The following is a 25,683-nucleotide window of genomic DNA, read 5'->3' as shown; positions in this document are numbered from 1 at the left end:
TTGTTTCTTCCCCTCATTCATTGAGAGAGATTACGTTTTATTCACCTTGTGTCGCATACTTTGATTCACTTATTTCATTTTCTGCAGGCGACCAATAAACCTGAACGAGATGAGGGGAATTACGCAAAATTGCCCGAATAGGCATTTCTATTTCAAACCCGTCTTGACAAGCTTCTTCAAAACAATCGCGTTTCTGAAAACCTTCGAAATGGAGAATAATACAACGAGATTGCATAATAACTGGCAAAGTTAGTGAGAGTCTTGGCTCAACAGCACTCTTAGCATGAAGGGGTAAAACAAGTGCTTGTGTTCGTAAATCAAGCGCTTGCTTTAAACGATCAGCATCAGGAAAAAAAGATGCCGTATGTCCATCCTCCCCCATTCCTAAAACAACAACATCAAAGGGTTTAGGCAAAGTATTAACACGACTCGCCGCTGAAAAAGCAGCAAGTTCAGCAGTAATTGCTTTATGATAAAGCCCTACAAAACGTGCTTTTTCGGCAAAATTTTGTAACAAATGACACCGTACCATATATTCATTTGAACGTTCATCGTGTGTAGGGACAAAACGTTCATCGACCAAAGTGATAATGATCTTTTGCCAATCAATATCCGCTTTTGACAAATAATGAAAAAACAATTCTGGTGTTTTACCACCAGACACCGCTAAAACTGCTCTCTTGCGCTCAAGAACAGATACACTAAGCTCTGCGGCTACTCGATCTGCTAATGCCAAGGCTAAAGTCTGAGGGGTTTCAAAATCTAAACGGTCAATATTCATTCTATACATACTTATTGCTCTAAACTAAATTGTTCCATATACGCCCATCACGTTCCATGAGGCTCATCGAAGCAGACGGCCCCCACGAACCAGCGTTATAACTGTGAACAGGCTGTTTTATTGCTTCCCATCCCTCAATGATTGGATCAATCCAACGCCAAGCAGCCTCAACTTCATCACGACGCATAAACAGTGTTTGATCTCCACGAATAACATCCATTAATAAACGTTCATAAGCATCAGGATTACGTTCAGAAAATGCGGAAGCAAAACTCATGTCTAATGGAATGTGACGAAACCGCATACCGCCATAACTTGGATCCTTAATCATCAACCATTGTTTTACACCTTCATCAGGTTGGAGACGAATTACAAGCCGATTAGAAAAAATTTCATCTAAATCCACATTAAAAATATTATGAGGAATAGGTTTAAAAACCACAACAATTTCAGACATTCGCGTGAACATGCGCTTACCTGTTCGTAAATAAAAAGGCGTATTAGCCCAACGCCAGTTATCAATCTTAACCTTAAGTGCTACAAATGTTTCACTCTTACTCACTCTTCCCAGATCATCAAAATAGGACTCTACCGATATACCATTTGATAGACCAGAAAGATACTGCCCACGTACAGTATGCTGCCCTACATTATGGACATCAAGCGGTGTTAAAGAATGTAAAACTTTAAGTTTTTCATCGCGCACAGCATTAGCACTGTTAGTAAATGGTATTTCCATCGCAACCAAACAAAGTAATTGTAGCATATGGTTTTGAACCATATCGCGTAGAGCACCAGTGCTTTCATAATATTCTGTACGCCCCTCTAACCCCAAAGATTCAGCAACGGTTATTTGAACATGATCAATATAATTGGAGTTCCATAGCGGTTCATAAAGTGTATTAACAAACCGCAATGCCATTAAATTTTGAACAGTTTCCTTCCCAAGATAATGATCAATACGAAAGATCTGCTCTTCATTAAAGGCGCTTGCAAATACATCATTAAGTGAAACAGCTGTTTTTACATCACAACCAATTGGCTTTTCAATGATAATCCGTGTTTGTGCTGTCACCAAATCATTTTTTTCCAACTTCATCGCAATATCAGCAAAAAGTAACGAACCAACAGCCAAATAAAAAGCTCGAATATCCGCTGAATCTTGTGACAGAAGAAGGGCTAAATCCTCCCACCCTCGATTTGAGGAAACATCAACAGAAACATAGCTTAAACGTGCAAGAAAACGATTGAGTTCTGTTGAATTGAGATCTTTTGGATGGATATGTTTTTCTAAAGAAATGCGGACAAAATTTTGATATTCTTCACGACTTAAGGAAGTGCGCGAAACCCCAATAATACGTGTTGGCTCACTGAATTGCCCAGCACACTGACAATGATACAAAGCCGGCAAAAGCTTGCGCAACGCCAGATCACCATTGCCACCAAAAACAATACAATCAAAGGAAGAAACTGGAATAATTTTACGCACCATGAACTTGTTTATTTTTCTATTCGATTATGAAATCCCATATCACTTATAAAAGCTTTCATCATTAAAGCAGACAGATACTAAATAAGCCATTAATTTTCTTCATTTCAAGCAATGTTTCCATTAAAGGCGATCCAATAAAGAAAACCAACGCATTGCTAAAAATATAAGCGGATAACGCAAAACTCTTCCTCCCGGAAAAGATGAAATCTTTAAGTCTTGGAAATAGGAAAAACGTTCATATTTTCCAGTTAACCATTCTGCGTATAATTTTCCCACGAAAGGAGCCAGCATAACGCCATGCCCTGAATAACCACCACAATAAGTCATCCTTGAAAAAATTTGGCGAACATAGGGCATGCGTTCAACTGTGATGGCAACCGTTGCTCCCCACCGATGGCTTAAATTGATAGAATGTAATTGAGGATAAATTTCAACAATTTGCCGTTTTATACGTTCATCTAAATTTAGAGGATGCTTATTATCATAACTTTCTACACCACCAAATAAGAGACGATTATCAATGCTTTTGCGAAAATAGCGAACCATAAAACGGGAATCATCAACCGATTCCCCCCCTATAAGAATTGAACTATGCTTTGGTAATGGGTCCGTTGCTCCAATATAAGAGCGAATAGAAACAATATTTTTTTCAATAAAACGCTCCAGACCAAGTTTATACCCATTTGTTGCAAGTAAAACATGCTCTGCTGTTACACTACCTTTTTCTGTTATTACTTTCCAATGTGCTCCCTTGCGCCTTACGGTCGTTACTTGTGACTTCTCATAAAGCTTAGCACCAGCATCTTGTGCTCTTTTTGCCAACCCAATAATCAATTTTAAGGGATTTATATGACCGGTATCCGCATCATAAATACCACCACAATAAAAAGTTGATCCAAGTCGCTCAAATGTTTCAGCCTTATCCATAAAAGTAAGCGCGTGATAGCCATAACGCTGCATCGCCTCAATATGCTGTTGATAAGAGAGAAGCTCACGCCTTTTATGAGTTACAGAAAGCTGTCCTCCTATCAAATCACAAGGACAATTAGGCATTGCGCATAAAGCTAAAATATCTCTTTTAGCTTCTTCTGCTAAATCAAATAGAGCTTTACTTCGCTCAAAACCATACTTTTTTTCTAATGTTTCTACCCATTGCCGTTGCCCTGTTCCCAGCTGTCCACCATTGCGCCCTGAAGCACCATCACCAAAACGTGATGCTTCAAATAAAACAACATCTACTCCAGCCTTGGCTAAATGATAAGCAGCCGAAAGACCCGTAAATCCGCCTCCAATAATGACCACATCACACTGTCTGTTTTCACAAAAAGAAGGATAAGAGGGACGTTCTCTTAAAGCATCTTCATACCAAGAAATTCCTGGAGAAATTGAATTATAATCAATCATCGTCATAAAATTTAAACATTCAGCAGGAGATATTCACGCTCCCACGGACTGATTACTTCCATAAAAGTTTCAAACTCTTGTCGTTTGATTGCAGCATAAGTACTGACAAACACATCCCCTAAAATAGCACGTATCACTGTATCTTGTTCAAACAAATTGACTGCCTCAATGAGCCCACGCGGTAACTCAATATTATCAGCGTTTACATTATTTATCGCTGGCTCATCCGGCTCAATTTTTTGTTGCAAACCAATAAGACCACACGCTAAAGAAGCCGCAAGGGCTAAATAAGGATTCGCATCTGATGAAGGAAGCCTATTCTCAACACGTCGCGCTTGAGGAGCAGAACGGGGAACTCGAAAAGCTGTAGTACGATTATCATATCCCCACCGCAAATTAACAGGAGCCGAATTATCAGGGACAAGACGTCGATAAGAATTCACATAAGGCGCAAGCATCACAAGTACGCCTGGCATATGTTTTTGCAATCCACCAATAAAATGGCGAAAACAGATACTTTCTTCACCATTTTCCTGTGTAAAAATATTCATACCGGTTTTCTTATCAACAACCGATTGGTGAATATGCATAGCAGAACCCGGCTGCCCTTGAATGGGTTTTGCCATAAAAGTTGCATACATATTATGTTTTAGTGCTGCTTCACGAATTGTTCGTTTAAACATAAAAACTTGATCCGCTAATTCAATAGGATCACCATGACGTAAATTGATTTCAAACTGTCCTGCTCCTTCTTCATGAATGAGGGTATCAATTTCCAATCCTTGTGCCTCTGAAAATTGATAAATATCATCAATCAAATCATCGAATTCATTAACACCAGCAATGGAATACCCCTGTCCACCACCAATTGAACGCCCAGAACGACCAACCGGTGGAACTAACGGATAATCAGGATCGGGATTTTTTTGTACCAAATAAAACTCAATTTCTGGTGCCACAACAGGGCTTAAACCCATTTTTGTGTAAAAATGAACCACTGTTCGTAAAACATTGCGTGGTGTGTAATCCACAACCTGACCATTTTGATACACAAGATCACAAATCACCTGTGCCGTAGGAGCATCTTCCCATGGAACAATGCTTAACGTAGAAAGATCAGGCTCAAGGCGTAAATCACCATCTTCTTTAGGATATTCAAAACCATGACCATCTTCCGGATAATCCCCTGAAATTGTTGCCATAAAAACTGCTGAAGGCAATGCCAATGATGTTTCCGATGTAAATTTTTTAGAAAGCATCATCTTGCCCCGTGGTACCCCTGCTTGATCAGGCGTAATACATTCAATATCCTCTACCTTACGAAAAGCAAGCCATTGTGAAACTTGTTCCCAATTGCGCACACCACGTAAACTTTTGAGAAAACGAGAGACAGGTTTAAAATTCTTACTTTTCGTTTGTTTACCATTTTTTACAGCCATAACATACCAACTTTAAAAACAATCAAGTCCTATTCTTATTGTATCAGCCCATGCATAAACGACACGAAAAAAATTTATCAACTGATATTTTTGAAGAATACTATAAGATCTATCAAGGTAAAAGAACTTTACGCTCAAAAAGCTATCCTATCACCATAGTGAAAAAATTGATATTGCACCCGATACATCGGTGCGAACCTTCTCCTTATATAAAATAGCGAGAAATACCATATTGTACGTAACCTAATTCCGATTCAAATAATCATATATAAGCAAACATTGACGAGAATAATAAAGGCGAGATATTTAATTTCCTTTTGGTTGTAGCAATGCTTCATATTAAAAGAAAAGAAACTTTTCTTTTAATATGAAGCAAGTTTTGTAACTCTATTGTTATCCACATAGAAGTAAACACCCTAGGATGGTGAGTAGCCTTTACAGCTAGTGCTTACAAACACTCACCCCGCCATAATATGCGTAAATGTATTTTCAGGATAAGTCATACGCTCAGCATTTCCGACATGAAACTTAACCATCGTCTGCATAACAGAGCTATCAACCTTGTTCTGAGCGGATGGTACAGACTCTGCACTTATATCAATTCCCACCGCTTGACATTGCACTTCGCACACAATATTTAGAGCTGAGAATCTAGTAGAGCATACCAAATCCAATAGATAGGATTTTTTGCTAATTGCGCCATGCGTGATCCAACATTTGATAGTTTCCAGCCCACTAGGAGGTGTGTTATTTATATCTAAAAAGCCAAAAAATCAGGATATGAGAACACAATAATATCAATTTCCTTTGAACTAACGTCCTTTACGTCGATCTTTCACTATCGTAAAATCTTTTTTGTATCAGTTACTTTCACATACTTTGACTTATGATCTAGTGATACTGTGCAGATTGAGCACACATCCCCAGAGCCCAGATTATAATTAAGTTCGTACCATTCTGTTCTTTTATAGAGCTAATATTTGAGAATAAATAACCATAATCTTTAGATATAATACGCCTAGGTTTAATAATTACCGTAAGCTTATGTAAATCACAACCCAATTGTGATAATGCCTCATAAATTTTACGAGGGTATTCGTCATTGACCGTCACGGCATCGCAAAATGCTGTGGAAGTCGGATATCCTCCGCCTAGACTGATAAAACTTTTTTGATCCTTCAATGCGTAAATATCCTTTCCAGCCTTAGTTAAGGTGGATACTATTAACTCAGTCGAATTCAAATTAGAGCCCACATGCAAAGGCACCCCATTAAGCCTAATCCTATTGGATTCTAGCAAAGATAATGCGGCACGTAACTTCGCCGCAGTCATACCAAAACACGATCTATCCCCGTTTGCCAGTACATGGCACAATCTCAATGAGATTTTAGGTAATATGTCAAAATGGCGTGCAAGAGTGATGATGTCATGTAATTCGATAATATTATCACACTGGATATTTATATGTTTTCTAATAGATAATTCTATCTCTTCTCGAAGTTTTACAGGGATATTAAAAAATGTATCTCTACCTTTAAAACCATCTTTTTGCGCTAATGATATTTCATAACCAGACGCAAATTCCAAATCCCAGCAACATAACAAAGATACCCCGCACGTCCATTAAAATACCCTGCTTTTTCTCGCCCTAGGCATTCATAGCCCGACCGCGTAAAACAGGATACCAATTACAATATCAGACCATAAGGCTGCAAGAGAAAGTTCTTTTATATTTTTATCTTTACATTGCCTCTTAAACAAGCTCATCTGTTCATATAATGAGTTATATGTATAATACATATAACTTCTACAAAAGGAGGATTCATTATGTTCCGTAAAAATCTTTGGTAATACACTCGGATGATTGGATCACCTGTCGCCCGTCAATAATATAGTGCGAGTTAAGAAATTGGGGGAGGTAAGCTATGCAACTCGTGGATCATCCTTTTGTGAAGTTCGATCAACTCAAGCCGATTTACAACTTCACATATCCGTTATTTCGCACTATTTCAAATGAATTTTACGATTACCTAGACTTTAATAAACTAGCGCAAAGTAAGCAGATTCCACAAGCGCGTACCATTTCTCTTTATTTGCATATTCCCTTTTGCGAAACCATCTGTTCCTTCTGTCCCTTTCAGAAAGGGGCCTACAAGCACGTTAAGCAAATCGAATCTTATATGTCAGCGCTTACCACAGAGATCAGAACCAAAGGAAATTTCATTCGCTCGCTTAGAGGGCCCATCCGCAGCATCTATATAGGGGGGCGGCACACCGTCGCTTTTGTCCGCAGATAATATCCGACACATCGGAAAAGTATTGCATGCCGAATTTGAGCTCTCTTCCTTAACCGAATTTACACTGGAAAGCGAACCGAAGAGCGTCATACGTGATAAACTTTATGCTGCCCGTGAGATCGGCGTTAACTGAATCAGCTTCGGCATACAGAGTTTCATTGAGCGTTTCCGATCATTGTTTAACCTCACCTCAACACGTGAACAAATCAACAATACCGTGGCTTGATCACAAGACATAATTGGACATGTCGGTTTCAACCTACTATATGGCATGCACAGCCAGCAAGCTGAAGAACTATTATACGATTTGAAGCAAGCCAGCGAGCTTCACCCTGAAACCATCAACCTCTATGCAATCAACAATCTGGCTATCACGTCGCAACTGCATAAGTCTTACGCACAAAAAGGGCTAAAACCGTCCAGCCTACAGCATCGACAGATGCTTCGATTATTTAGCGATATCGTTATGCGCAGCTGCGGCTATGCGCCGTGTAATGGGCATTCCTATATCAAAATTGCCAATAACACTCCTCTAACGCTCGCTAAAACGAGTTCAGCTAATTATTTCCGCTATCACAAATATTTGCATGGTTATCATGACAATTATGTGGTTGGCTTTGGGGCGTCAGCACTGTCGATTCTCGGCTCACTCGTCACACGAGCCAATCCCAGTCGAAGCGGATACATTACCGACATACAACTTAAAGGAAAATCCAAAGTATACTACAATTGGGTATCAGCGGAGCAACAAGCCTCCAAAGCTTTGTGTATGCGGCTACCTTATAACGGCTATGCCAAAAAAGAAAGAATTGACTGGACCGCACTTCCCTCTTTCGTATACAATAACCTACAACAGCTCATAGGTGCAGGTCTCATCGCAGAAAGTGATAACAATCTCCAGCTGACTCAGCGTGGTTGGCAATGGTATTCCAACCTTATGTATTTTCTTCTACCTCAGGAAGACAGGAATATCTTGGACGACTATGTCGCAAACATGCTGAATACAACCGCCGTACTTGATGGAACAGCGGAAACCTGTGTGGCATCTTAAGGAGAACAGAATGTTCACGCTTTTTGCCAACAAGAACATACGCTATTTTTGCCTAACCGTTAGTCTGCTCGCCTTACTCAGCGGTGCTTTGCGCACTGCCATCCCGCTATTAGCAAGACAATCTGGATATGGCATAATCGGAGTAAGTTGGGCGCAAGGTCTCTTTTCATTAGCGTGGCCAATTTTCGGCATCCTTGCAGGCGCTTTACTTGATCGCTGCGACAAAATAAAACTTGCCACCTCGGCTCTCTTCATCTTCATGCTACTGCATATTGTCCTGTTCGTACTGCTCATGATACAGATTACTCCAACCGAACAAATTTTCTTCTATGCAACCATTGCTGGATTCATCGTCGTTTCTGCCGAAGCTTATATAATGACGATTCCACCACTTATCATGGAGGGAGAGCGATTGATGACCTTCTACTCTATTGTCTTGTTTTTAGATTTCGGGGTCTCCTATTTTCTTGCCCCTGTCATAACAAGCAGCATTTTAGCGCATAGCACACTGCTATTTCTCGGCCTGTTAATCGTGCTTTTTATCACATTGATTTTTACCGCTCGCCATGCTGTTCCGACATCGCCAACACCTGATAAAGAAAACATCACTTTCCGTTATATCATTGCCGGCTTTCATTTCATTTTTTCAAATCGGCATCTTACCTCCCTTACATTACTCACATTCTTTCTATCGGTGGTATTTGGAGCATTCCTAACCTCATTCATCTTCTTCGTTACCGACAGTCGGTATCTGGGCCTACATAGCAGCCAATATGGCGTGATGTTTGCAGCCTACGCGCTTGGTACAATGGCAGGTGCCTTATTTGCACCGCATATACGTTATGCACCGGTGCGCCTAGCTGTTCTCACTGACGGTTTAGGAACGGTTGTCTTGCTGTTGATTCCAGCCTTTTCAAAAAGTGCTGTCGTCGTATGGGGCGTCACCTTTATCGCTGGCATTGGAGCAAGCTTATGGTTTATTGGTGTTACCGCCTTCAGGCAGCGCCTCACACCAAAGCAACTTCTCGGGCGAGCTAATTCTGCTTTTCGAGTGATAGGCTATACTGGAACGCCGGTCGGAAGCTTTTTGGTCGGCGTCCTTGGTTCTTTTATATCATTGCAGTTTGCTGCCACCTTTATCGCTGGGCTCCTATTGGTGGCTATCGCGATAACGCTTCCATTTCTTTGGCAGGCTGATCATATAAACACACCCAATCCTGCCACGAGGTAACAGCTGCTTTAAAAAAAAGACACGGTCAAAAAAGGCACACATACCCTATTACGCAATCGATTGATCTGTTCTTTGGATGAGAAAATTATCACCATAATGGCTGATAGAGCCAGCGGCACTATAGAAGCAGCCAAACAAACGCTAAAGACAAAACAGCCCCTTTACGTTGCATTGGGCGATGATCCAACGCCTATATGAAGGATGCAGAGAGCTTATAGCGTACGAAGTGCAATTCTTAACTAAAAACTCCGCCCTAGCAATGCCTACTTATACTCCAGTTAATCCGTTACCCGCTGGACATCAAATGCCTCACCCCTTTACTGCTCCTCAAAATACATTTTGCTGCACTTACGCGCCGTATTCTTCCTTTGTAATTAAAAGAGCAGCCCTCCTTTCCTAGTTTAGGATCCCTGCCTACACAATGCAGCAACAGATGCGACCATATATGCATTCACGCCTTAGGACCTGCATAGTAGAAAGCTTAGTTCGAGAGATTCATAAAGCCTATATCCCAATAAATTTGCCGCCCAATCCATCTTTTAAAAGGGCAGTTTTATATAAACCGTTAGAGCAAGCTATGAAATCCTTAGGTGTATTAGAAATAATTGGCGGTTTTTACCTCAGACCAATGTTGATTGACTTTTACTCGTGCATATACGCAAGCGGTGCTACTCTTTTCTTAGATAGAAAGGACATAATCGTTACCATCTGACCTATTATTGTTTGAAAATAAAAAAAAGTATCAGTGCGACTGATGATATTGAAGAGCTATCTCATTATGTGGCTGTACTTAATTACGGCATTATTACGGCATTGGGAAGCTAGTCACGCAATCACCCGTTTCTGCGCGCCTTCTGCATGATATTCATAAGATTTTATTACGCGATAAACGCGGTACGTCCAAAAGCCTTGGCGAATTTCGCAAAGCACAAAATTAGCTTGGTGGTACGCAACTAAAGACAGCGTCATTCGTGCCGCCCACTCCTACCACAGCCCCCCACTCTCTCTACCACCACCCCCCGCTTAGAATCGCGCCAACTCATCACCAGTGCCTCGTTAAACACCACACCAGTCTCAAGGGCGGTAAAATGCGCCTTGCCGCATTTAATCTTCAGCATTTCTTTAAGGCGCAAATCAAACTCGCTATTCGTTCCTTTTGTTTCCAGTACAAAATAAAGCTTTTGCGCGCCATCTCACTCTAAAAAAACCGCCCAATCAGGCGTATAAGAACCAATGGGAGTGGCTATTTTTAAATTTCTTGGCAGTTTAAAAAACAATCTTACATCAGAGTCATTATCAAGATTTTGCGCAAACTCTTTCTCAATACGGCTCTCACAAATCACATGATCATAAACACTTTTCTCATTGACCACCGCCGGCCATATGATCGCCTTTTCCGACCTAATTTACAGATGTGGGATCAATCTTATTATGATGCGCACATCCAGAGATTATTTTATCCTCTGCATTAGAACCAAAAACATGAACAATACGCAAGCAGCTTCGGTAAGAAGACCAACCGTTCAATCTCAACCTACACGAAAATGCATGTGCAGGCGAATGCCCTCCATAATATGCAATATTTCAAGCCCGTCTATAGTGGTATCCCTTTTTAAAATTGTGCCTATGGCTTATAATAATCTTCAAAATATACATTTAGCCCTTGTCTGAAATAACTCAATTTTGGATTGATGAGAACGAAAACGCGCTGCGATAATCACGTTGTTCAGCCCTAATAACCGGCACAAGGGAGCCAATATTCCTGTACCACCAACGACTAAATAACGGTATTTCCTATCAATTTTGATCATATCCTCCACCCTTATTATTTTAAAATTTGTACATTTTATCAGCAAGATGTGCGCAGCAAACCCGTACATTTGCGCTGCTAAGTCTCCATGTACGGACTGCATTCTCAGACACAAAATCATCTTTAGCTGAAGCAACTTGATATTGCAGTGCCTGTCCATAAAGCATATGCACAATTAGTACCAAATATACACATGGCAGTGCGCATTTTTGGTTGTATTGTCATGAGAGAAAAGACCAAAAGCTTTATCTAAAAAGCATCATAATCTAAATTATCAAGAGCATTTTTCAATCCCCCTGAATAAGACCCGTGATAAACAGGGCTTGCAAGAATAACATCATCAGCGTCTGCGATTGTTTTGACAAATGTATACACTTTAGCATCGCAATGGTAATAACTTATAAAAACAACAACTTTTTTAAATGCCTCCTCAACGGCGTATGAATATAAGCACGTTTTTTCTCGTCATTTTTTAAGGTATTAAACTCTTCCAATCTACCGAGCTTACTCTTAAATTGAAGCCGAATGATTTTAATAAATCCATATTATTTTAAAATTCAATAAAGAATATTAAGACTACAATCAAAGGCACTTCTTTTCAATATTAAGCAAGTTTTGTAAGCTATATTGTTATCTCTATAGAAGCAAAACAGCCTCTATGGACGGTGAATAGCTATGCCTTCACAGCTAGTGCTTTACAAGCGCTTTTATAACACTCACTCTGCCCCAAACATAGGATTGCATTTTATTAAATAACCCACGCGCATATAATTAAAGATAGAAACGATTAAGCTTGCACCAATCATGCCAAGCCAATAGCCAATAAAGTCATATTCAAAAAAATGCGCCATTAGCGCTCCCCCCAATAGGCCTAACCCCCAATAACTTATTGCTACAACAATTGTTGACCAAAACGTATCAAACAAACCCACAAGTATGCCATTGAGCATAGCTCCTAAAGTGCCAAAAGCAAAAGACAATAAGATGAACGGAAGCAACTCCCAAGAGAAAACAACAACGCGTTCTGAAGAAATATTAAAGATGGTTGTAAGGATGAATCCATAAGAGAGATAAACAATCCCTGATAAAAACAAGACATAAGCTACAGCAAAAACTGTGACACTCATACGCAATTGTTTTAGAGCCATATTATTCCTATCTGCTCTATACCACGCTGCTATTGTCGCGGCTGCGCTGGAAATCCCCAAAGCCACCACAGAAATAAGCATATCGAGACGCATCCCTATCGTATGCGCGGCCAAAGATTCAACCCCATAAGCCGTAATCATAAATGCAATGACCGAAGGAAAGCCCTCCGCAATAAGAATACGTATACCAATGGGTAGCCCTACTCGCAGCAATTTTATTATTCGTGAAATCTCTAACTTTGGTCTCAAATAATTAAAGCGAAAAGAATGAAAAGCAGAATTGCGGGACAAAATTATTGCTGCTGCAATAACAATTAAAATACGGATCAAACTGCTCGCAATTCCTGCACCAAAGACACCTAATCCGCTTGCAGAACCTATACCAAAAATAAGCAGCCAAGAGATAAGAAAATTCACAAGGATAGCCGCAAGCATAACCCAGGTTAAGGGCTTTGGATTACCAATTGCTGACAGTAATCCCCGGCTATTTACATAAAGATAAAAAAACACCACCCCTATAGCAGCGCCACGATTATATTCTTGCGCTATAGTAGCAATTGCCTCATCTTGTCCGAGAAGACACAAAATATTCCTCGTGTTGAGTAAAATGATCGCACTCATCATTCCAATCAAAAGGGAAAGCCATATTCCTTGATCAAACCATGCCTTTAATGCATATCTATCTTGTCTGCGAAAACTTTCCGCAAGTTTTGGTGCAACCGCGGTAATAATACCTAGCCCAAGCAACATAACAAAACTAAATATACTCAGAGCTAACATTGTACCACTCAAGGCTTGCACGCCTAAATGCGCTACAAGCGCTGCATCTGTGAAGGAAATCATCATCTGAGAGATAAACCCTATAGCCAGTGGCATACCAAGAGATAGCAATTGCTTCATCACAACAAACATTGTGAAATACCCTTCCATATTGAAAGGTGTATTAAGATCGGATCTTTTAAACAAAACACATTGATTTTTTCCGTAAAGCCTTTCCATCGCAAGTCTTGCCTAAAGGATGCATAATGAGAACGCATTACGGTAAGAGGAGATGCCCAGTTCTTAAAAAAAAGCGCAATGCGCCTTTATTGGTTTTTTGGACTTTATGCCATGCGTTTTTTTGTACAATATTATGCCCCCAAGCAACTACAGTCATTGATAAAAGATCCTCAGCGAGCCGTTTGTTCGTCTTGTATATCCATTTTTAGTATTTTTAATCAAACTTTTTGGTACTGCAAGTAATACACCTGTGCTAACCTTTGCTTATTCGCTGCTTACATACGTAAAAAAACAAAGCCGACCAAGTTGTCAAAAAACACAGGCATTAGCATTTTTACAATCCATTGTGCCTATACACCGATTAAAACAGCTATTAATTTCGACTAAATCCATATAAGATGACCCACACACTATTTTTTCCTGTGTCTTTATGTAAGTCATAGGCAAGTCCCTATTCAACTGTATCTTCACTCTCAAACCTCCTCGTCTTTATTAACTTTTTATCAGTATAAAGCCAAGCCAAATTAAGCGGGATAATTAAACATATACAAACCAAGGCGAAACAAAAAGCTGCTTCTATACAAACATTGTTTGCCAACCAACCAATCAGCACAAGCGCTAAAATACCAAAAATACGAGCAAGAAAACTAACAATGGATAAAACCGTATTTGCATTCTTTTGTTGAATATGTTTAAAAAATTCTGCTTCAAACTGCGTTACGGGGACAGAAAAAAACTGTGAAATACGGTGAATAAAATAATGGGGCCCAACTGTTTGCAACGAGAAGCAGAGCAAGCATAACAACAGCACTCAGGACTAGTGAATACAAAGTTATCGCCATAGGAGCGTATTTTTGCATAAAATATTTAATTACAAAGCGATTAAATAAGTATTTTACGAGAGTATAAGACACAAAGCACAGGCCAAGAATAAGAATTTTAGTCTTTCCTGTTGCATTGTCTAATACTCCTGTTTGTCCCAAAATAAAAGGTTGCCAAAAATGAAATACTGGCTGCAATGCAGCAACAATAAAACCACATATCAATATATAATATAACCCGATCTTTGAGGTAACTAAATAAGCAAAAGCTTCTGTTGCATGCAACAAAGAACCTGAGTCTATTGGCTGACTATCCGAAACGGATGCAATAGCTATCCCCGTCACCCGACTAAACAAGAATACAAGCACGAGAAACCCGAAAGAAAAAAAATAATATGCTGACTGATAATTATCCATACACAAAACAATAAGAACACCTAGCGCACCAGCAACCATATTCATGAATGCCGCTAGTTCCCGTTTATAGGCGTTTACTTGGTGGTAGATCAAATTACCCTTGTAACCACCGCCGTCGATTAAGCCTTTAATCCATGTGCTATCAGCGCCAGAACATAAAGCAAAGCCTAAAGCATAAATAATTTCTGCCGGAATTAAGACAAAAAGATTAGGCGCGTAGATACATAAAAAGAAAAAGAGCGAAAAAAAGAAACATGATAAGATAACATTTTTTTTAACGCCAATTTTATCTCCTAAAATCCCACAAGGCACTTCAAAAATACAAATAGCTGCGCTAAACACAATTTGTAATAAAGCTAACTGTGTTATACTAACGCCCATAGACAAGAAAAAAAGCATGGAAAGAATCTGTAATCAGCCGACCCCCACTCATTGCCGCACAGCCATAGAGCAACTTTTTAACTTCATAATCTATCGTCATTAATATATCCAAAAGCTATAAAGCTAGCGTTTTTTCTGCCGCCAGCTTTATATATTTTAAAATCTCAATTCAGAAGGGCACATCGAGCAGCCATTTTCTGCTCACTTACTCGGGCTTTGAGCGTAGCAACATCAACACGCTTAATTTTAATTTTTTTCAGTGGATTATACATATTTTTAGTTTTCATAACTTTACCCCCCGTATTAAATGAAAACAATTAAATTTAACATGAAGTGTACATTATAGCTACCTTTTGTCAATTTATTATCTTGATATAAAAAGCTTTGCTCTCCCCCTCACCCACGTTAAGTATTTCATGCACCAATCATTCTGCAACAACCACCGCAGCACTTGGAAACTCATGCGCCCCTTCGGGCAAAGTACGCTTATATTCACGCCAATTTATCACTGGCTGGTCGTTAAACGCAACGCTCGTTTGCAGTGCAGCAAAATGCGCTTTACCGCATTTAATCTTCAGTAATTCTTTAAGGTGCAAATCAAACTCGCTATTCGTTCCTTTTGTTTCCAGTACAAAATAAAGCTTTTGCGCGCCATCTCACTCTAAAAAACCGCCCAATCAGGCGTATAAGAACCAATGGGAGTGGCTATTTTTAAATTTCTTGGCAGTTTAAAAAACAATCTTACATCAGAGTCATTATCGAGATTTTGCGCAAACTCTTTCTCCACACTGCTTTCATAAACCACATGATCATACACACTCTTCTCACTCACAACAGCTGTACGCTCTAAATTTGCCACAAGCTCTTCACTGGTAAAAAGCTCTTGCACACTATATTCTTGCCCGACCAGCTTTAAATATTTAATGCCATCAATTGTAAGATTAACATAGGTTTTATTGAGTATTTCTTCTATGCACTCTAAAAAAGCTTGTGGATTTTTCACAAACTCATGCTCACGACCACTCTTTGTCAAAATACCAATAATTGTCTTTGCGGTTAATTTCAGCTTTAAGGTCAAATAATGTACAATGTTCGGCAGTGCACAAAAACTATAATCAAGCGCACTCTGCTTTAATAACTGCTCTTCATAGGTCACACCAGCACTATCCAGTTCTATCTCTGCTGTCTGATAAACCAAATGCGCGGGCGCAACTGGTGCCATTTTTTCCACTGCATCCACTGCTTTGGCAACAAACTCTGTGCGATCAAGCTTTGCACGATAAGTGGTCTTTTTATTGATCTTCTCCCACAAGGACAAAAACTCTGGCGAAGCCACTGTTTGCTTTTTAAGCTTAACCCGCACTTCGCGCGCAGCATTACGAATAATCGGCATGGCTTGGCTCGCTTCTAGCGCCTGCAGCACAGCCTGCTTTTGCCCTTTACTAAAACGTTCACTTAAATCTAACGTCCCAGTTGCCCATTGCGCTTTTAATGTATCTGTGATTTTTCCTGCTGATGTAAGCAAGGCTTTTTCACGCAACTCAACCAATATATCAGCAGCCTCTTGCGAAGACAGAATCTTTGTTTCCGTCACAGCTGTCATATAAATCAGATCTTGCAGTATCTCAACATTAATAAGCGCGCCCGCATCAGTTTTTTTCACAATTTCTTGACGCAATTCGCGTGGCATTTCCTCCGCCCCTATAGCATCAAATTCGCTCGCTACTAAATTTTGATCTACTTTAACGACACCCGCCTCATCAATAAAATCTTTTGCAACAAGTATTTTAACAATTTTTTGTGCTTGCGATACTTCCACTTTAGCAGCCACATATTTTACATCTTCATAAATACGGCCAACCAAATGCTCCATCTGCAATGTACCAAGTTTATAACCAATATCCGCCTCTAATTCTTTTTGCAATGTACTCACAAACTCAGCAAAGCTTTCATTCACCATGACATGCAGCACATTTATATCTTTATTTTCTACCTGTTCACCTTGTTGGTTTACGCACAAGCGCAAACCGCGACCAATCTTTTGCCGTGCGGTAAAATTCGATTTTTGTTCAATCAACATACACACTTGAAACACATTCGGATTATCCCAGCCTTCTCTCAAGGACGAATGCGAAAAGATAAAACGCAAGGGGCATGCAAAAGATAATAACCACTCCTTATCGCGCATAATCGTGTTATAAGTGTCATCATCAGCTTGGCTGTCGCCCTTTGTATCCTTATACACGCCTTTCTTGTCTTGCGAGAAATAACCGCCGTGCACGTTTCGAATATTTTGCGCAAACTTAGTTCGCAAGGAGGCATATTTCTTTTTCGCCAACAGCTCTTCATAACATTCTTCAAACATACGCTCATAAAGTGCTGGCTCTTCATCAGAGCTACGATATTTAGCCACCTCATCAATAAAAAAAAGTGATAAAACTTTAATCCCTAAAGGCACAAGCCGCAATTCCTTATCTAAATGTGTTTCTATAGTGCGATAAATTTGTGCGCGTTTAAGCTCTATTGTATTCACATCACCAAGTGCGTGGCCAAATTTGACAATTTCAGTATCAGAAAACTCAACAGCTTCATCCCCCGCCATGCAATTGATACCCGAAACAATATAGCCCTTATAAAGCTCACGTCCGCCCATAACGCGATACAGATCATCGCCGTCTCACTGTAACTGTTTTGCGGCTCACCGTGCCATTCTTTCCCGCAATATCCAACTCTAAGCGCGCCTTAAAGCCATGTTTGTGTGATACGGATTTCAAGGCAATATAGGAACGGTTAAAATCTTGCTCTATCTGATTAGAAGAAACACAAATTTGCTTTACCAGTCCTTTTTGATAAGCATCAACAGGTGTTAAACGATATAAAAGATTAATCTCATCTTTATGCGTGGCACTATAGCGGAAAACACAAAGCGGGTTAAGGCTCGCAATAGCCTCCTTCGCTTTTGCTGTATTATCCACCGATTGCGGTTCATCTATGATCACAATCGGTTTTGTGTCTTGGATATAGCGCATAGCGCTTTCGCCATTCAGTCTATCTTGCGGAAGGTTGATAATATTTTCTGCTTTTTAAATGCATCAATATTGATAATCATAATTTCAATATTGCTAGAGCTTGCAAATTGGCGAATTTGCGAAAGATCTTTTGAATTATAAATAAAATAACGATAGGGCAGATTATCAAACTCTGCTTGAAAATGCTCCCTTGTTACCTGAAGTGATTTATATACCCCTTCGCGAACAGCAACATTTGGTACGACAATAATAAATTTGGTAAAGCCATAGCGTTGATTTAACTCAAAAATCGTCTTGCTATAGACATAAGTTTTGCCTGTTCCCGTTTCCATCTCAATAGAAAACTGCTTTTGCTCTAGCGTCTCACTCGCCAAGAGTTTATTGTTCTGTTGCACCTCTCGTAAATTTGCTAATATGCTTTCATCACTGATCAATAATTGATTACCATAACCAAATTCATTTAACGCTAATTGTCCTTGTTCTGAATGCAAAGAAAAAGAAGAATTCCGTTGTGGCTGGCCTTTAAACAAATCAATGACGCTTTTAACCGCATCATTTTGAAATTCTTGTTGTTTAAATTTAAGTCTCATATCGCCGCCTCAAGATTCCCATCTTCAATCTCATGGAGGATAATAGAAAGGAAAACACTAGAAAGTTACATGATAGCATATTTGCAAACTCCCATATGCACGTGGATAGTGGCACACCCTCCCCCCAATTAGTGCAGAAATGACGTCGCTCTTGGTACTGGACGCGTTACGTCGGTGCTAACCTTCTCTATTTTTTTGCAGAACAGCAAGCGCGTATCAGGCTCTCTAGCCATACTTAGAGTACGCAAAGTTATTCATCACTCTACAACACTTTAAGCGCGCAATTTTATGTTTTGTATTAAAGGATTTTTGCTTTCAAAATATATGAACAACATCACACAAAGTAGAATAAACAAGCTGCCCCCAACATTAAACCAAACCTTCTCTGTAACCAGCACTGTTGCACCGAAACAGTTAGCAATAGCGTGGACAAAAAAAGGCGCACACGCATAAAATTTAGAGCGCGTAACAACACCACGATACGCCAAGCATGTATTGAAAATATGCATAAGTATGACGCTCATTAAAGCACACAAAAAAATACTCGCTTGCGTCCAGGAATAAAAAATTACATACTCATTGGCTAATAACCTAGATCGAATAGGCCAGCCATTATAAACAAGGAAAGGCCCTAGCGCCTTATAAACTAATTCGCATAAACCCCAGCCTATGCCAATATTCAGCGGCAAACGCCACAACAAACTAGGCGAGCACCGATAAAACTTAGTAACTAACCAACGACGCATAGCTTCTTCTGCTACAACAAAAAAAACCGAAAATGTTAAAAATAAAAAAACAAGCGCCAGCCCCTGCTCTGCACGACTCTTGGTTTCAACAATACTCATCATATAAAGCGTTTTTATTACAGATTGCTCCCAAAAAGCAATAAACCCGCCAGCAATGCAGCTAGCAACAAACCATCCCACAGCACCAGCGACAACCAATTTGAACTTCAGAAAATGATGAAACACACATAGAAGAAAAACAACGCCAAGCACTTGCAGTACACGTAAGGCATCAAGTTTATGTTCTGTTTCCGAGTAACGCCATACTAACAGAACAATCACCCCAAAAACTATGCCGCTCAACAGCACATTTATCCAACTAAACGTAGAGCGAAAAAAATTATAAATGACAGCGCCATAAATAAGGCCTGCGAGAAGCGAAGTAATAAATAAAACCAACATTATTATGCCCCCTCATTTACTACAGCGTAACTGCTATTTTTCTTCATGGATAATCTGTCTTGCACAAAATCATAAATTTGCTGCATAAGAGCAAACATAAGAATAGTAGCGATTGTATAATGCCCAATTGCAAGAAGTTCTGGCTCAGCGGCCCGCCATGAAAAGCGCGCCCAAGCCGCCAAGCATTGTAAAAGCAGGATAAGAACAAAAAAACGCCATTTCTTGTCAAGGCAAACCACAAGCATTAAAAAAGTTGATAAAAGATTCAGACCTATAATAAACGTATAATATATTACCGTCTCAAGTAAAGAAAGTAAGGCGTCCCTATCAAGACTAAAAGCCCCTTGTAGGATTTTCACAGTTTCTGGTAGAGATGTAAGCAGTACAAGCCCTATAGCAGCCCCCCAAATCCCCATTCCCACGCCCAGTCCTGCCTCTACACCATTGCCATTATCTTCTGCCACCCAATGAGAGAGCAAAAAAAAACTGCATAATCGCCATGCCTATAGGGAATAGACCAACAGCAAAAACAATATTAGGCGTACTATAAGCAGAAAAATCTAAAATCAAACTGCCTATCATACGCATAAAGCCGTATAGAAAAAAAATAAAAAGCACATAACAACCAGCGCTTGACCCAATAATCGCCTTCGTGCCTTTAAACGTTTTAACCAAAGAGAGTAACCAGCGGTACCCCAATATAAGCGAAAGCGCCAAAACATAATAAGGAAAATAACTCGTAGCGCCATAAACATAAAGAAAAACAAGACACAAAACAACGAGCAAGAAAACCAAATGTTCAACCAATGTTTTTTTCTTCATCAAAGGAAAAATAATCAGCACCAGACAAAAAACGGCGCCGATAACAGATAATGTCAATTTGTCAAGCATTATTGCAAGCCTCAAAAATAGAATTTATTAATTGCATAGCCTGAAGAAATGTCAAACATAAACAAAAGACCAACCGCAAAATGAATTACAAAAGGCAGATAGAAATAGACCTTGCGCTTATCTTGGAAACCAAGATACATAAAACGCGTATTTACAACATGCATCAATACAATCATGCCCGCGGCAATAAGATGGCTGATCGCTTGTGGACAAGATTCAAATGCGACATAGCCCACCATTTGTGGCGCCCTATCAACACGGTAATTCAAGTAAAGAAAAAGAGCTGGGAGGGTCTTATAGCATAAGTCTAGAACACCCCAAGCCCAGCCCGAAATAAAGGACCTCACGCGCAGCTAATTCTGGCTTATATACGCGAAGCAACCACAAACGCAAAAGCTCCGCAGTTAAAACTGATATCAAAAGGATAAAAAAGGGATAGTTTGCAGCAACCAAACTCATGTAATGCACCACCTGCTGCTGGCTATTATTAGCAGCAGACAAAGCAGGCAATGGCAACAAAGAACTCAAATATATAAAACCTGCCCCAATACACAAGGTAGCAACTGCACCACAGAACCCAAGAACTAAATATTTATATAAGTAGTGCTCGTGCAGAATTAAAAGAATGCCAAGATAACATACCAAAAGCAAAGATAAGTCTGGAAGCCCACTTTCACTATGTGGATAAGCGAAGATGATAGCGCAGGAAAGGCCAGCTAGCCCCCCCAAAAAAATGACACGCTCGCCCAACAAGCCATTGTTTTTAAGGAGACAAGGGCTGGAACTTATCCCAAAACTAAGCAACATTCCAAAAATTAAGTCAGACATATAATTTCCTTAAAGCGCCTTGCCCTCCCAAGCATACCAAGATATTATTGCGGGAGAAAAACTCCCTGCTAAGAGGCTGATAGTGTACCTCTTAGCAAGGCCTTTACCTTGTTAAAAAAGCCAGGTCAAACAACAATTTCACTACTTAGAGCGAACACAATCCCAACCAGCTTTAACAACACCCGCGGCTGCGCCACGGGACCCCGCCTACTATTGCTCCAGAAACTGCCTCTCCTGGGTTGGCTGCTCTAGGCTTTAGGATAACCCAAAGAACTATAGCCTCCTGTCTTCTCACTCAGTTTTCTTTTTAAACGGGTTAATCACGCTAAGCTTCACATTCTTTGATTTAATGTAACGCGCGTACACATAAACAACAAACATCAAACAAATCCAATTTCTAACCATTCCATAGTCATCATCTGTATGAACAAACGCTACATAATAAGAAACAAAGAGGCTAAAAAACAGCTCTGCAAAAACATCAAGGACCAACCAATAATATTTCTTTGTAGTAACAAAGAGAACCATCAAAAATGTCACAAAAACTTGGCCCGTTAGAATAGCAAAACCAAACACCGCGTAATCAAACATTTTTTTCACTGCCTCCCTGTTTGCAAAACCTATCTGTTGATAGATTTCTCGAAGGTCTGATAAAAGCAGTGATGACACAAAAAAGACGCCTATGGCAAACCCACAGCCAATGCAAATGCTTAAATCTAGCACTGACATAGATTTTTCCTTCAAAGCTTTAGCAATTAGGACATAGCGAGCCCCCCCTATCATCAACGGAATAATGAAAAGCAGATAAATATAGCTCGAAAGCTGCAGATCAAAAAAATCTAACAGAACGTCATCACTCATAACAATAAAACCAGCTGCGATGAAAAAAATGGGGCAACTTGCGATAATGGACAAACTAAAGCATTTTATATTGTTTACTATATTGGGTATAAATTCAATGCAAAAAGAAAGAAAGAACATAATTATAGCAACATGAGAAGATGTTATCGGCACACCGACTATATACTCAAAATACTCAAAGGCATAAATGAGAGGAGGAACAACCAATGCCGCCACTATGAATGTAACCGTGTTCTCCCTGCCTAACATGCTTTTTCCATTAATAGCAATAGTTTTTAAGAATAGATACAACATGCCAAACCACAGACAAAAATAAACGAGCACTATACTAAATTCGCCCATAGCTCCTCCTGTGCAATATTTCAAACATAAAGGTGGCACCTTTTACAGTACCACCGTTCTAGGCTTTAGGATAACCCAAAGAACTACATCAAAAGTGCATCAACATCCCACCACCTGAATTAGCAATAGATTGACCCAAAAACTGTGTGCCACACTGGGCAGCAGCCACACCATAACCAGCATAACCGCCTATGGTGTCTCCGAAATTATCGCCTACAATTTGCCCAAAGCTTGCTGAGTCCATGGTAGTAACAGGATTACGCGATGCCGCTGCTCCTATGAAAAGACCACTCGCAAGGCCAACCTTACCACCATACTTGCTACCAAACGCAGTACCAGAGTTATATTTGCTACTAAAATTATCGGCACTGCAATAATCGTGCGAACCACTTGAACTTCCCATTTATTTTCCCCAATTTATTGTATAAATAAATCCCCCAAGGTTACTTATGTCCCCGCGCCAGAATGGCTTACCCATAATTAACCACCGAAACACCCCTGGAGATATGAATGCACTTTCATGCAAGTTCATATTTATAATATATAGTTGACAAAATTAAGGGTATTGTGTCAAAAATATGGCATATTTTAGTAAATTTATGCTTACTTATTTTATGTGTTTAAACTTAATGGTTTATATTATGAGCAATAATAATGAAAGTAAAATAGGATTCTCTTGGTTTACAAAATATACTAAAAGTATATAAATATACTGATAGAGATATTTATTATTGCAATTGCAATCAGAATCATAGATTTAGTTAACCCGTTTATATTTCAAGCGATTATTGATCTTATCATTCCGTTTTGGGCAAAATTTGAGAAAAATCATCCGCGCAAGGTCTCTGCTCCGTGACGGCTCACACGCAAAAAAGCCCGCCAAGCACGGCTTTTTAACCGCCTCACAAAACGCCAAAAATAAGAATTAGAAAAGTTGTAACAAGACAAATGGTACGGTTGGTGGGATTTGAACCTACGACCTCTGGTGCCACAAACCAGCGCTCTAACCAACTGAGCTACAACCGCATAAAAAGCAAATGTATCATAACTGTTCACGATTTCGTAAACATTTATTCTTTGCTTATGAGACATAAGGAAGATCAACAAAGTTTGCAAGCCCCTTTAAAAAAATCTCTCAATTTTTTGTGAAGAAAAAAGCGTTTTTTACAAAGGAAATTTTGCCCACTGCTCAAGACTATGATCACGATAGCCTTTTATGTTATCAACGCCATCTTGTTGCATCATCTGCAAAATCTCTTGCAGAATAGTTATGACAAGATTTGGACCTTCATAAACCATCCCACTGTATAATTGAATCAAATCTGCACCAGCTTTTACTTTTTCCAAAGCAGTTTGTGCGTCCTTTACACCGCCAACACCAATAATTGCAATCTCCTTCCCTAATTTTTTACGCATTTTTGCAAGCACAATAGTAGAACGCTCAAAAAGTGGACGTCCAGAAAGCCCACCCTCTTCATTACTGAGGTGACTATTGCTAAGACCTTGGCGTGCAAGAGTCGTATTGGAAACAATCAGTCCATTAAAATCAGAAAGTTTTATTTCTTCAGCAACATCATCTAATTCTTTCTCTGATAAATCGGGGGCAATTTTTAAAAAAATAGGAATGGAGAATCCATGCTTGTTCTCTTGCTCATTTCGCGCTTGCGAAACTGCACTCAACAAAAGATGCAAACTGTCACGGACCTGTAAATCACGTAAACCTGGTGTATTAGGAGAAGAAATATTAACCGTAAAATAATCAGCAACATCATAAAAATGAGCAATACCAACAGTATAATCATCAATCTTATCGACCGTATCCTTATTGGCTCCAATGTTGACTCCTACAACACCAGTTTTTTTACGCGCACGCAATCTGTTGTAAACAACTTGATGTCCATCATTATTAAAACCCATTCTATTAATAATCGCTTCATCTTCTTTTAAACGAAAAAGCCGTGGTTTAGGATTTCCAATCTGAGGCTTTGGTGTCACTGTCCCAATTTCAGTAAAACCAAATCCTAACCGAAAAATACCATCTACAACCTCTGCATTTTTATCAAACCCCGCTGCAAGACCAATAAAATTTTCAAACTCAAGCCCAGCAACAGTTACACACAAACGTTTATCGATAACCTTTTGACAGCCATTTAATCCACTTTTCAGCCCGAGAATCGCTAAACCGTGTGCTTGCTCTGGATCCAACATAAATAAGGCAGAACGGCCAATACAACGAAAAAAACTCATCAATCCTTCTCCACAACATAAAAATGATCCATCGCACCTCACCTATATCTTTTAACATAAAAGATTACCAATCAAAGAGAGCATATTATCCAAATAATATTCCTCTTCTAAAAGAAAACTTATCACATAATAGCCATACATGTTTATATTGATGTATACTGTGTAAAAAACTTTTTATTCTAAAAAAATGTTTCTCTTTTTCGACATTTTTTAAAGATTAAAATATGAATCCTAATCTTATAAAATGCAGCATGAATTGAAACATCAAAGGCTCTTCACCATAGTCATGGTTTTGTAACGTCTCATGCAAGCAAGCTCATAATTCTCTTAAAAATGCAGGCAAATTATCTCTATTCCCAAAGTTCCTTTGTGTAATATTGTTTTCAATAGAAACAAAGCTTGTTCTATAAAGCTATTTTTTCCTAGCATTTATAGGA

The 25,683-nt window shown here is 39.4% G+C and carries 26 protein-coding genes, 1 tRNA gene and 1 pseudogene; 2 read left to right on the top strand and 26 right to left on the bottom strand.

The window, feature by feature from the left end; genetic code table 11:
• Nucleotides 1-37: 37 nt before the first annotated feature.
• The 6 genes from pgl to ACFIL7_RS07645 all read right to left on the bottom strand — a co-directional run bounded on the left by pgl (nt 38) and on the right by ACFIL7_RS07645 (nt 6,703).
• Nucleotides 38-790 (bottom strand): 6-phosphogluconolactonase, encoded by a 753-nt coding sequence (gene pgl, locus ACFIL7_RS07670; RefSeq protein WP_375618432.1) that lies wholly within the window; start codon nt 788-790, stop codon nt 38-40.
• Nucleotides 791-800: 10 nt separating this feature from the next.
• Entirely contained in the window at nt 801-2,273 is a 1,473-nt protein-coding gene (zwf, locus tag ACFIL7_RS07665; protein ID WP_375633535.1) for a glucose-6-phosphate dehydrogenase, read from the bottom strand.
• A 120-nt stretch (nt 2,274-2,393) separates the two neighbouring features.
• Nucleotides 2,394-3,677, bottom strand: coding sequence for an NAD(P)/FAD-dependent oxidoreductase (locus ACFIL7_RS07660; protein ID WP_375629621.1), 1,284 nt, complete (start codon nt 3,675-3,677; stop codon nt 2,394-2,396).
• Nucleotides 3,678-3,688: 11 nt separating this feature from the next.
• Nucleotides 3,689-5,116 carry a glutamine synthetase family protein gene (locus ACFIL7_RS07655; protein WP_375633534.1) on the bottom strand — a complete coding sequence of 476 codons (1,428 nt, stop codon included), beginning with the start codon at nt 5,114-5,116 and terminating at the stop codon, nt 3,689-3,691.
• A 458-nt stretch (nt 5,117-5,574) separates the two neighbouring features.
• On the bottom strand, nt 5,575-5,784 hold the full coding sequence (locus ACFIL7_RS07650; RefSeq protein ID WP_375618461.1) for a class I SAM-dependent methyltransferase: 210 nt from the start codon (nt 5,782-5,784) through the stop codon (nt 5,575-5,577).
• Between the two features lie 223 nt (nt 5,785-6,007).
• Nucleotides 6,008-6,703 carry a hypothetical protein gene (locus ACFIL7_RS07645; RefSeq protein ID WP_375633533.1) on the bottom strand — a complete coding sequence of 232 codons (696 nt, stop codon included), beginning with the start codon at nt 6,701-6,703 and terminating at the stop codon, nt 6,008-6,010.
• 981 nt (nt 6,704-7,684) lie between these two features.
• Between ACFIL7_RS07645 and ACFIL7_RS07640 the strand changes: the two genes are divergently transcribed.
• Nucleotides 7,685-8,464 carry a hypothetical protein gene (locus ACFIL7_RS07640; RefSeq protein ID WP_375633531.1) on the top strand — a complete coding sequence of 260 codons (780 nt, stop codon included), beginning with the start codon at nt 7,685-7,687 and terminating at the stop codon, nt 8,462-8,464.
• 10 nt (nt 8,465-8,474) lie between these two features.
• Nucleotides 8,475-9,695 carry an MFS transporter gene (locus ACFIL7_RS07635; RefSeq protein ID WP_375683490.1) on the top strand — a complete coding sequence of 407 codons (1,221 nt, stop codon included), beginning with the start codon at nt 8,475-8,477 and terminating at the stop codon, nt 9,693-9,695.
• 825 nt (nt 9,696-10,520) lie between these two features.
• On the opposite strand, the gene ACFIL7_RS07630 is transcribed toward ACFIL7_RS07635, so the two are convergent.
• From ACFIL7_RS07630 to ACFIL7_RS07535, 20 genes and pseudogenes are all read right to left on the bottom strand, one after another.
• Nucleotides 10,521-10,664 carry a hypothetical protein gene (locus ACFIL7_RS07630; RefSeq protein ID WP_375633529.1) on the bottom strand — a complete coding sequence of 48 codons (144 nt, stop codon included), beginning with the start codon at nt 10,662-10,664 and terminating at the stop codon, nt 10,521-10,523.
• Nucleotides 10,661-11,068: pseudogene (locus ACFIL7_RS07625) on the bottom strand (hypothetical protein). Before ACFIL7_RS07625 ends, ACFIL7_RS07630 begins: the two are co-directional and overlap by 4 nt.
• A 270-nt stretch (nt 11,069-11,338) precedes the next feature.
• A complete protein-coding gene (locus ACFIL7_RS07620) occupies nt 11,339-11,506 on the bottom strand; it encodes a hypothetical protein (RefSeq protein WP_375633528.1) in 168 nt (55 codons plus the stop codon).
• A 248-nt stretch (nt 11,507-11,754) separates the two neighbouring features.
• Nucleotides 11,755-11,880, bottom strand: coding sequence for an NADPH-dependent FMN reductase (locus ACFIL7_RS07615; protein ID WP_375633527.1), 126 nt, complete (start codon nt 11,878-11,880; stop codon nt 11,755-11,757).
• 341 nt (nt 11,881-12,221) lie between these two features.
• Nucleotides 12,222-13,565, bottom strand: coding sequence for an MATE family efflux transporter (locus ACFIL7_RS07610; RefSeq protein WP_375633526.1), 1,344 nt, complete (start codon nt 13,563-13,565; stop codon nt 12,222-12,224).
• Between the two features lie 794 nt (nt 13,566-14,359).
• Nucleotides 14,360-15,277, bottom strand: coding sequence for an MFS transporter (locus ACFIL7_RS07605; RefSeq protein WP_375683489.1), 918 nt, complete (start codon nt 15,275-15,277; stop codon nt 14,360-14,362).
• 158 nt (nt 15,278-15,435) lie between these two features.
• Nucleotides 15,436-15,558: a hypothetical protein gene (locus tag ACFIL7_RS07600; protein WP_375633524.1), complete on the bottom strand. Its 123-nt coding sequence runs from the start codon at nt 15,556-15,558 to the stop codon at nt 15,436-15,438.
• A gap of 138 nt (nt 15,559-15,696) precedes the next feature.
• Nucleotides 15,697-15,867, bottom strand: a complete 171-nt coding sequence (locus ACFIL7_RS07595; RefSeq protein ID WP_375634712.1) for a hypothetical protein — start codon at nt 15,865-15,867, stop codon at nt 15,697-15,699.
• Between the two features lie 65 nt (nt 15,868-15,932).
• Nucleotides 15,933-17,924 carry a hypothetical protein gene (locus tag ACFIL7_RS07590; protein WP_375683488.1) on the bottom strand — a complete coding sequence of 664 codons (1,992 nt, stop codon included), beginning with the start codon at nt 17,922-17,924 and terminating at the stop codon, nt 15,933-15,935.
• A 13-nt stretch (nt 17,925-17,937) separates the two neighbouring features.
• Nucleotides 17,938-18,300 carry a hypothetical protein gene (locus tag ACFIL7_RS07585; RefSeq protein ID WP_375633521.1) on the bottom strand — a complete coding sequence of 121 codons (363 nt, stop codon included), beginning with the start codon at nt 18,298-18,300 and terminating at the stop codon, nt 17,938-17,940.
• 14 nt (nt 18,301-18,314) lie between these two features.
• Nucleotides 18,315-18,890, bottom strand: coding sequence for a DEAD/DEAH box helicase family protein (locus ACFIL7_RS07580; RefSeq protein ID WP_375683487.1), 576 nt, complete (start codon nt 18,888-18,890; stop codon nt 18,315-18,317).
• A 272-nt stretch (nt 18,891-19,162) separates the two neighbouring features.
• Nucleotides 19,163-20,077: a hypothetical protein gene (locus ACFIL7_RS07575; protein ID WP_375683486.1), complete on the bottom strand. Its 915-nt coding sequence runs from the start codon at nt 20,075-20,077 to the stop codon at nt 19,163-19,165.
• 2 nt (nt 20,078-20,079) lie between these two features.
• Nucleotides 20,080-20,556 (bottom strand): hypothetical protein, encoded by a 477-nt coding sequence (locus ACFIL7_RS07570; RefSeq protein WP_375683485.1) that lies wholly within the window; start codon nt 20,554-20,556, stop codon nt 20,080-20,082.
• Entirely contained in the window at nt 20,528-20,968 is a 441-nt protein-coding gene (locus tag ACFIL7_RS07565; protein ID WP_375683484.1) for a hypothetical protein, read from the bottom strand. Before ACFIL7_RS07565 ends, ACFIL7_RS07570 begins: the two co-directional genes overlap by 29 nt.
• An 11-nt stretch (nt 20,969-20,979) precedes the next feature.
• On the bottom strand, nt 20,980-21,207 hold the full coding sequence (locus ACFIL7_RS07560; protein ID WP_375683483.1) for a hypothetical protein: 228 nt from the start codon (nt 21,205-21,207) through the stop codon (nt 20,980-20,982).
• A gap of 55 nt (nt 21,208-21,262) precedes the next feature.
• Nucleotides 21,263-21,796: a hypothetical protein gene (locus ACFIL7_RS07555; protein WP_375683482.1), complete on the bottom strand. Its 534-nt coding sequence runs from the start codon at nt 21,794-21,796 to the stop codon at nt 21,263-21,265.
• Between the two features lie 291 nt (nt 21,797-22,087).
• Nucleotides 22,088-22,999: a hypothetical protein gene (locus tag ACFIL7_RS07550; RefSeq protein ID WP_375683481.1), complete on the bottom strand. Its 912-nt coding sequence runs from the start codon at nt 22,997-22,999 to the stop codon at nt 22,088-22,090.
• Nucleotides 23,000-23,087: 88 nt separating this feature from the next.
• Nucleotides 23,088-23,402, bottom strand: coding sequence for a hypothetical protein (locus tag ACFIL7_RS07545; protein WP_375683480.1), 315 nt, complete (start codon nt 23,400-23,402; stop codon nt 23,088-23,090).
• 546 nt (nt 23,403-23,948) lie between these two features.
• Nucleotides 23,949-24,025, bottom strand: a tRNA-His gene (locus tag ACFIL7_RS07540).
• Nucleotides 24,026-24,163: 138 nt separating this feature from the next.
• On the bottom strand, nt 24,164-25,246 hold the full coding sequence (locus tag ACFIL7_RS07535) for a quinone-dependent dihydroorotate dehydrogenase (RefSeq protein ID WP_375683479.1): 1,083 nt from the start codon (nt 25,244-25,246) through the stop codon (nt 24,164-24,166).
• Nucleotides 25,247-25,683: the final 437 nt, after the last annotated feature.

The sequence above is a fragment of the Bartonella sp. AP3QHHD genome (genome assembly GCF_042195765.1).
Lineage (GTDB): Bacteria > Pseudomonadota > Alphaproteobacteria > Rhizobiales > Rhizobiaceae > Bartonella.
Note: the sequence above shows the minus strand (reverse complement) of the source record. Positions and strands in the feature narration are given on the sequence as shown.

Coding starts and splice junctions, on each gene's coding strand:
- pgl (WP_375618432.1), bottom strand. CDS start 790: ATGTATAGAATGAATATTGACCGTTTAGATTTTGAAACCCCTCAGACT.
- zwf (WP_375633535.1), bottom strand. CDS start 2,273: ATGGTGCGTAAAATTATTCCAGTTTCTTCCTTTGATTGTATTGTTTTT.
- ACFIL7_RS07660 (WP_375629621.1), bottom strand. CDS start 3,677: ATGATTGATTATAATTCAATTTCTCCAGGAATTTCTTGGTATGAAGAT.
- ACFIL7_RS07655 (WP_375633534.1), bottom strand. CDS start 5,116: ATGGCTGTAAAAAATGGTAAACAAACGAAAAGTAAGAATTTTAAACCT.
- ACFIL7_RS07640 (WP_375633531.1), top strand. CDS start 7,685: ATGCACAGCCAGCAAGCTGAAGAACTATTATACGATTTGAAGCAAGCC.
- ACFIL7_RS07635 (WP_375683490.1), top strand. CDS start 8,475: ATGTTCACGCTTTTTGCCAACAAGAACATACGCTATTTTTGCCTAACC.
- ACFIL7_RS07630 (WP_375633529.1), bottom strand. CDS start 10,664: ATGACGCTGTCTTTAGTTGCGTACCACCAAGCTAATTTTGTGCTTTGC.
- ACFIL7_RS07620 (WP_375633528.1), bottom strand. CDS start 11,506: ATGATCAAAATTGATAGGAAATACCGTTATTTAGTCGTTGGTGGTACA.
- ACFIL7_RS07610 (WP_375633526.1), bottom strand. CDS start 13,565: ATGTTTGTTGTGATGAAGCAATTGCTATCTCTTGGTATGCCACTGGCT.
- ACFIL7_RS07600 (WP_375633524.1), bottom strand. CDS start 15,558: ATGAAAACTAAAAATATGTATAATCCACTGAAAAAAATTAAAATTAAG.
- ACFIL7_RS07590 (WP_375683488.1), bottom strand. CDS start 17,924: ATGGGCGGACGTGAGCTTTATAAGGGCTATATTGTTTCGGGTATCAAT.
- ACFIL7_RS07585 (WP_375633521.1), bottom strand. CDS start 18,300: ATGCGCTATATCCAAGACACAAAACCGATTGTGATCATAGATGAACCG.
- ACFIL7_RS07580 (WP_375683487.1), bottom strand. CDS start 18,890: ATGAGACTTAAATTTAAACAACAAGAATTTCAAAATGATGCGGTTAAA.
- ACFIL7_RS07575 (WP_375683486.1), bottom strand. CDS start 20,077: ATGTTGGTTTTATTTATTACTTCGCTTCTCGCAGGCCTTATTTATGGC.
- ACFIL7_RS07565 (WP_375683484.1), bottom strand. CDS start 20,968: ATGCTTGACAAATTGACATTATCTGTTATCGGCGCCGTTTTTTGTCTG.
- ACFIL7_RS07560 (WP_375683483.1), bottom strand. CDS start 21,207: ATGGTGGGCTATGTCGCATTTGAATCTTGTCCACAAGCGATCAGCCAT.
- ACFIL7_RS07555 (WP_375683482.1), bottom strand. CDS start 21,796: ATGTCTGACTTAATTTTTGGAATGTTGCTTAGTTTTGGGATAAGTTCC.
- ACFIL7_RS07550 (WP_375683481.1), bottom strand. CDS start 22,999: ATGGGCGAATTTAGTATAGTGCTCGTTTATTTTTGTCTGTGGTTTGGC.
- ACFIL7_RS07545 (WP_375683480.1), bottom strand. CDS start 23,402: ATGGGAAGTTCAAGTGGTTCGCACGATTATTGCAGTGCCGATAATTTT.
- ACFIL7_RS07535 (WP_375683479.1), bottom strand. CDS start 25,246: ATGAGTTTTTTTCGTTGTATTGGCCGTTCTGCCTTATTTATGTTGGAT.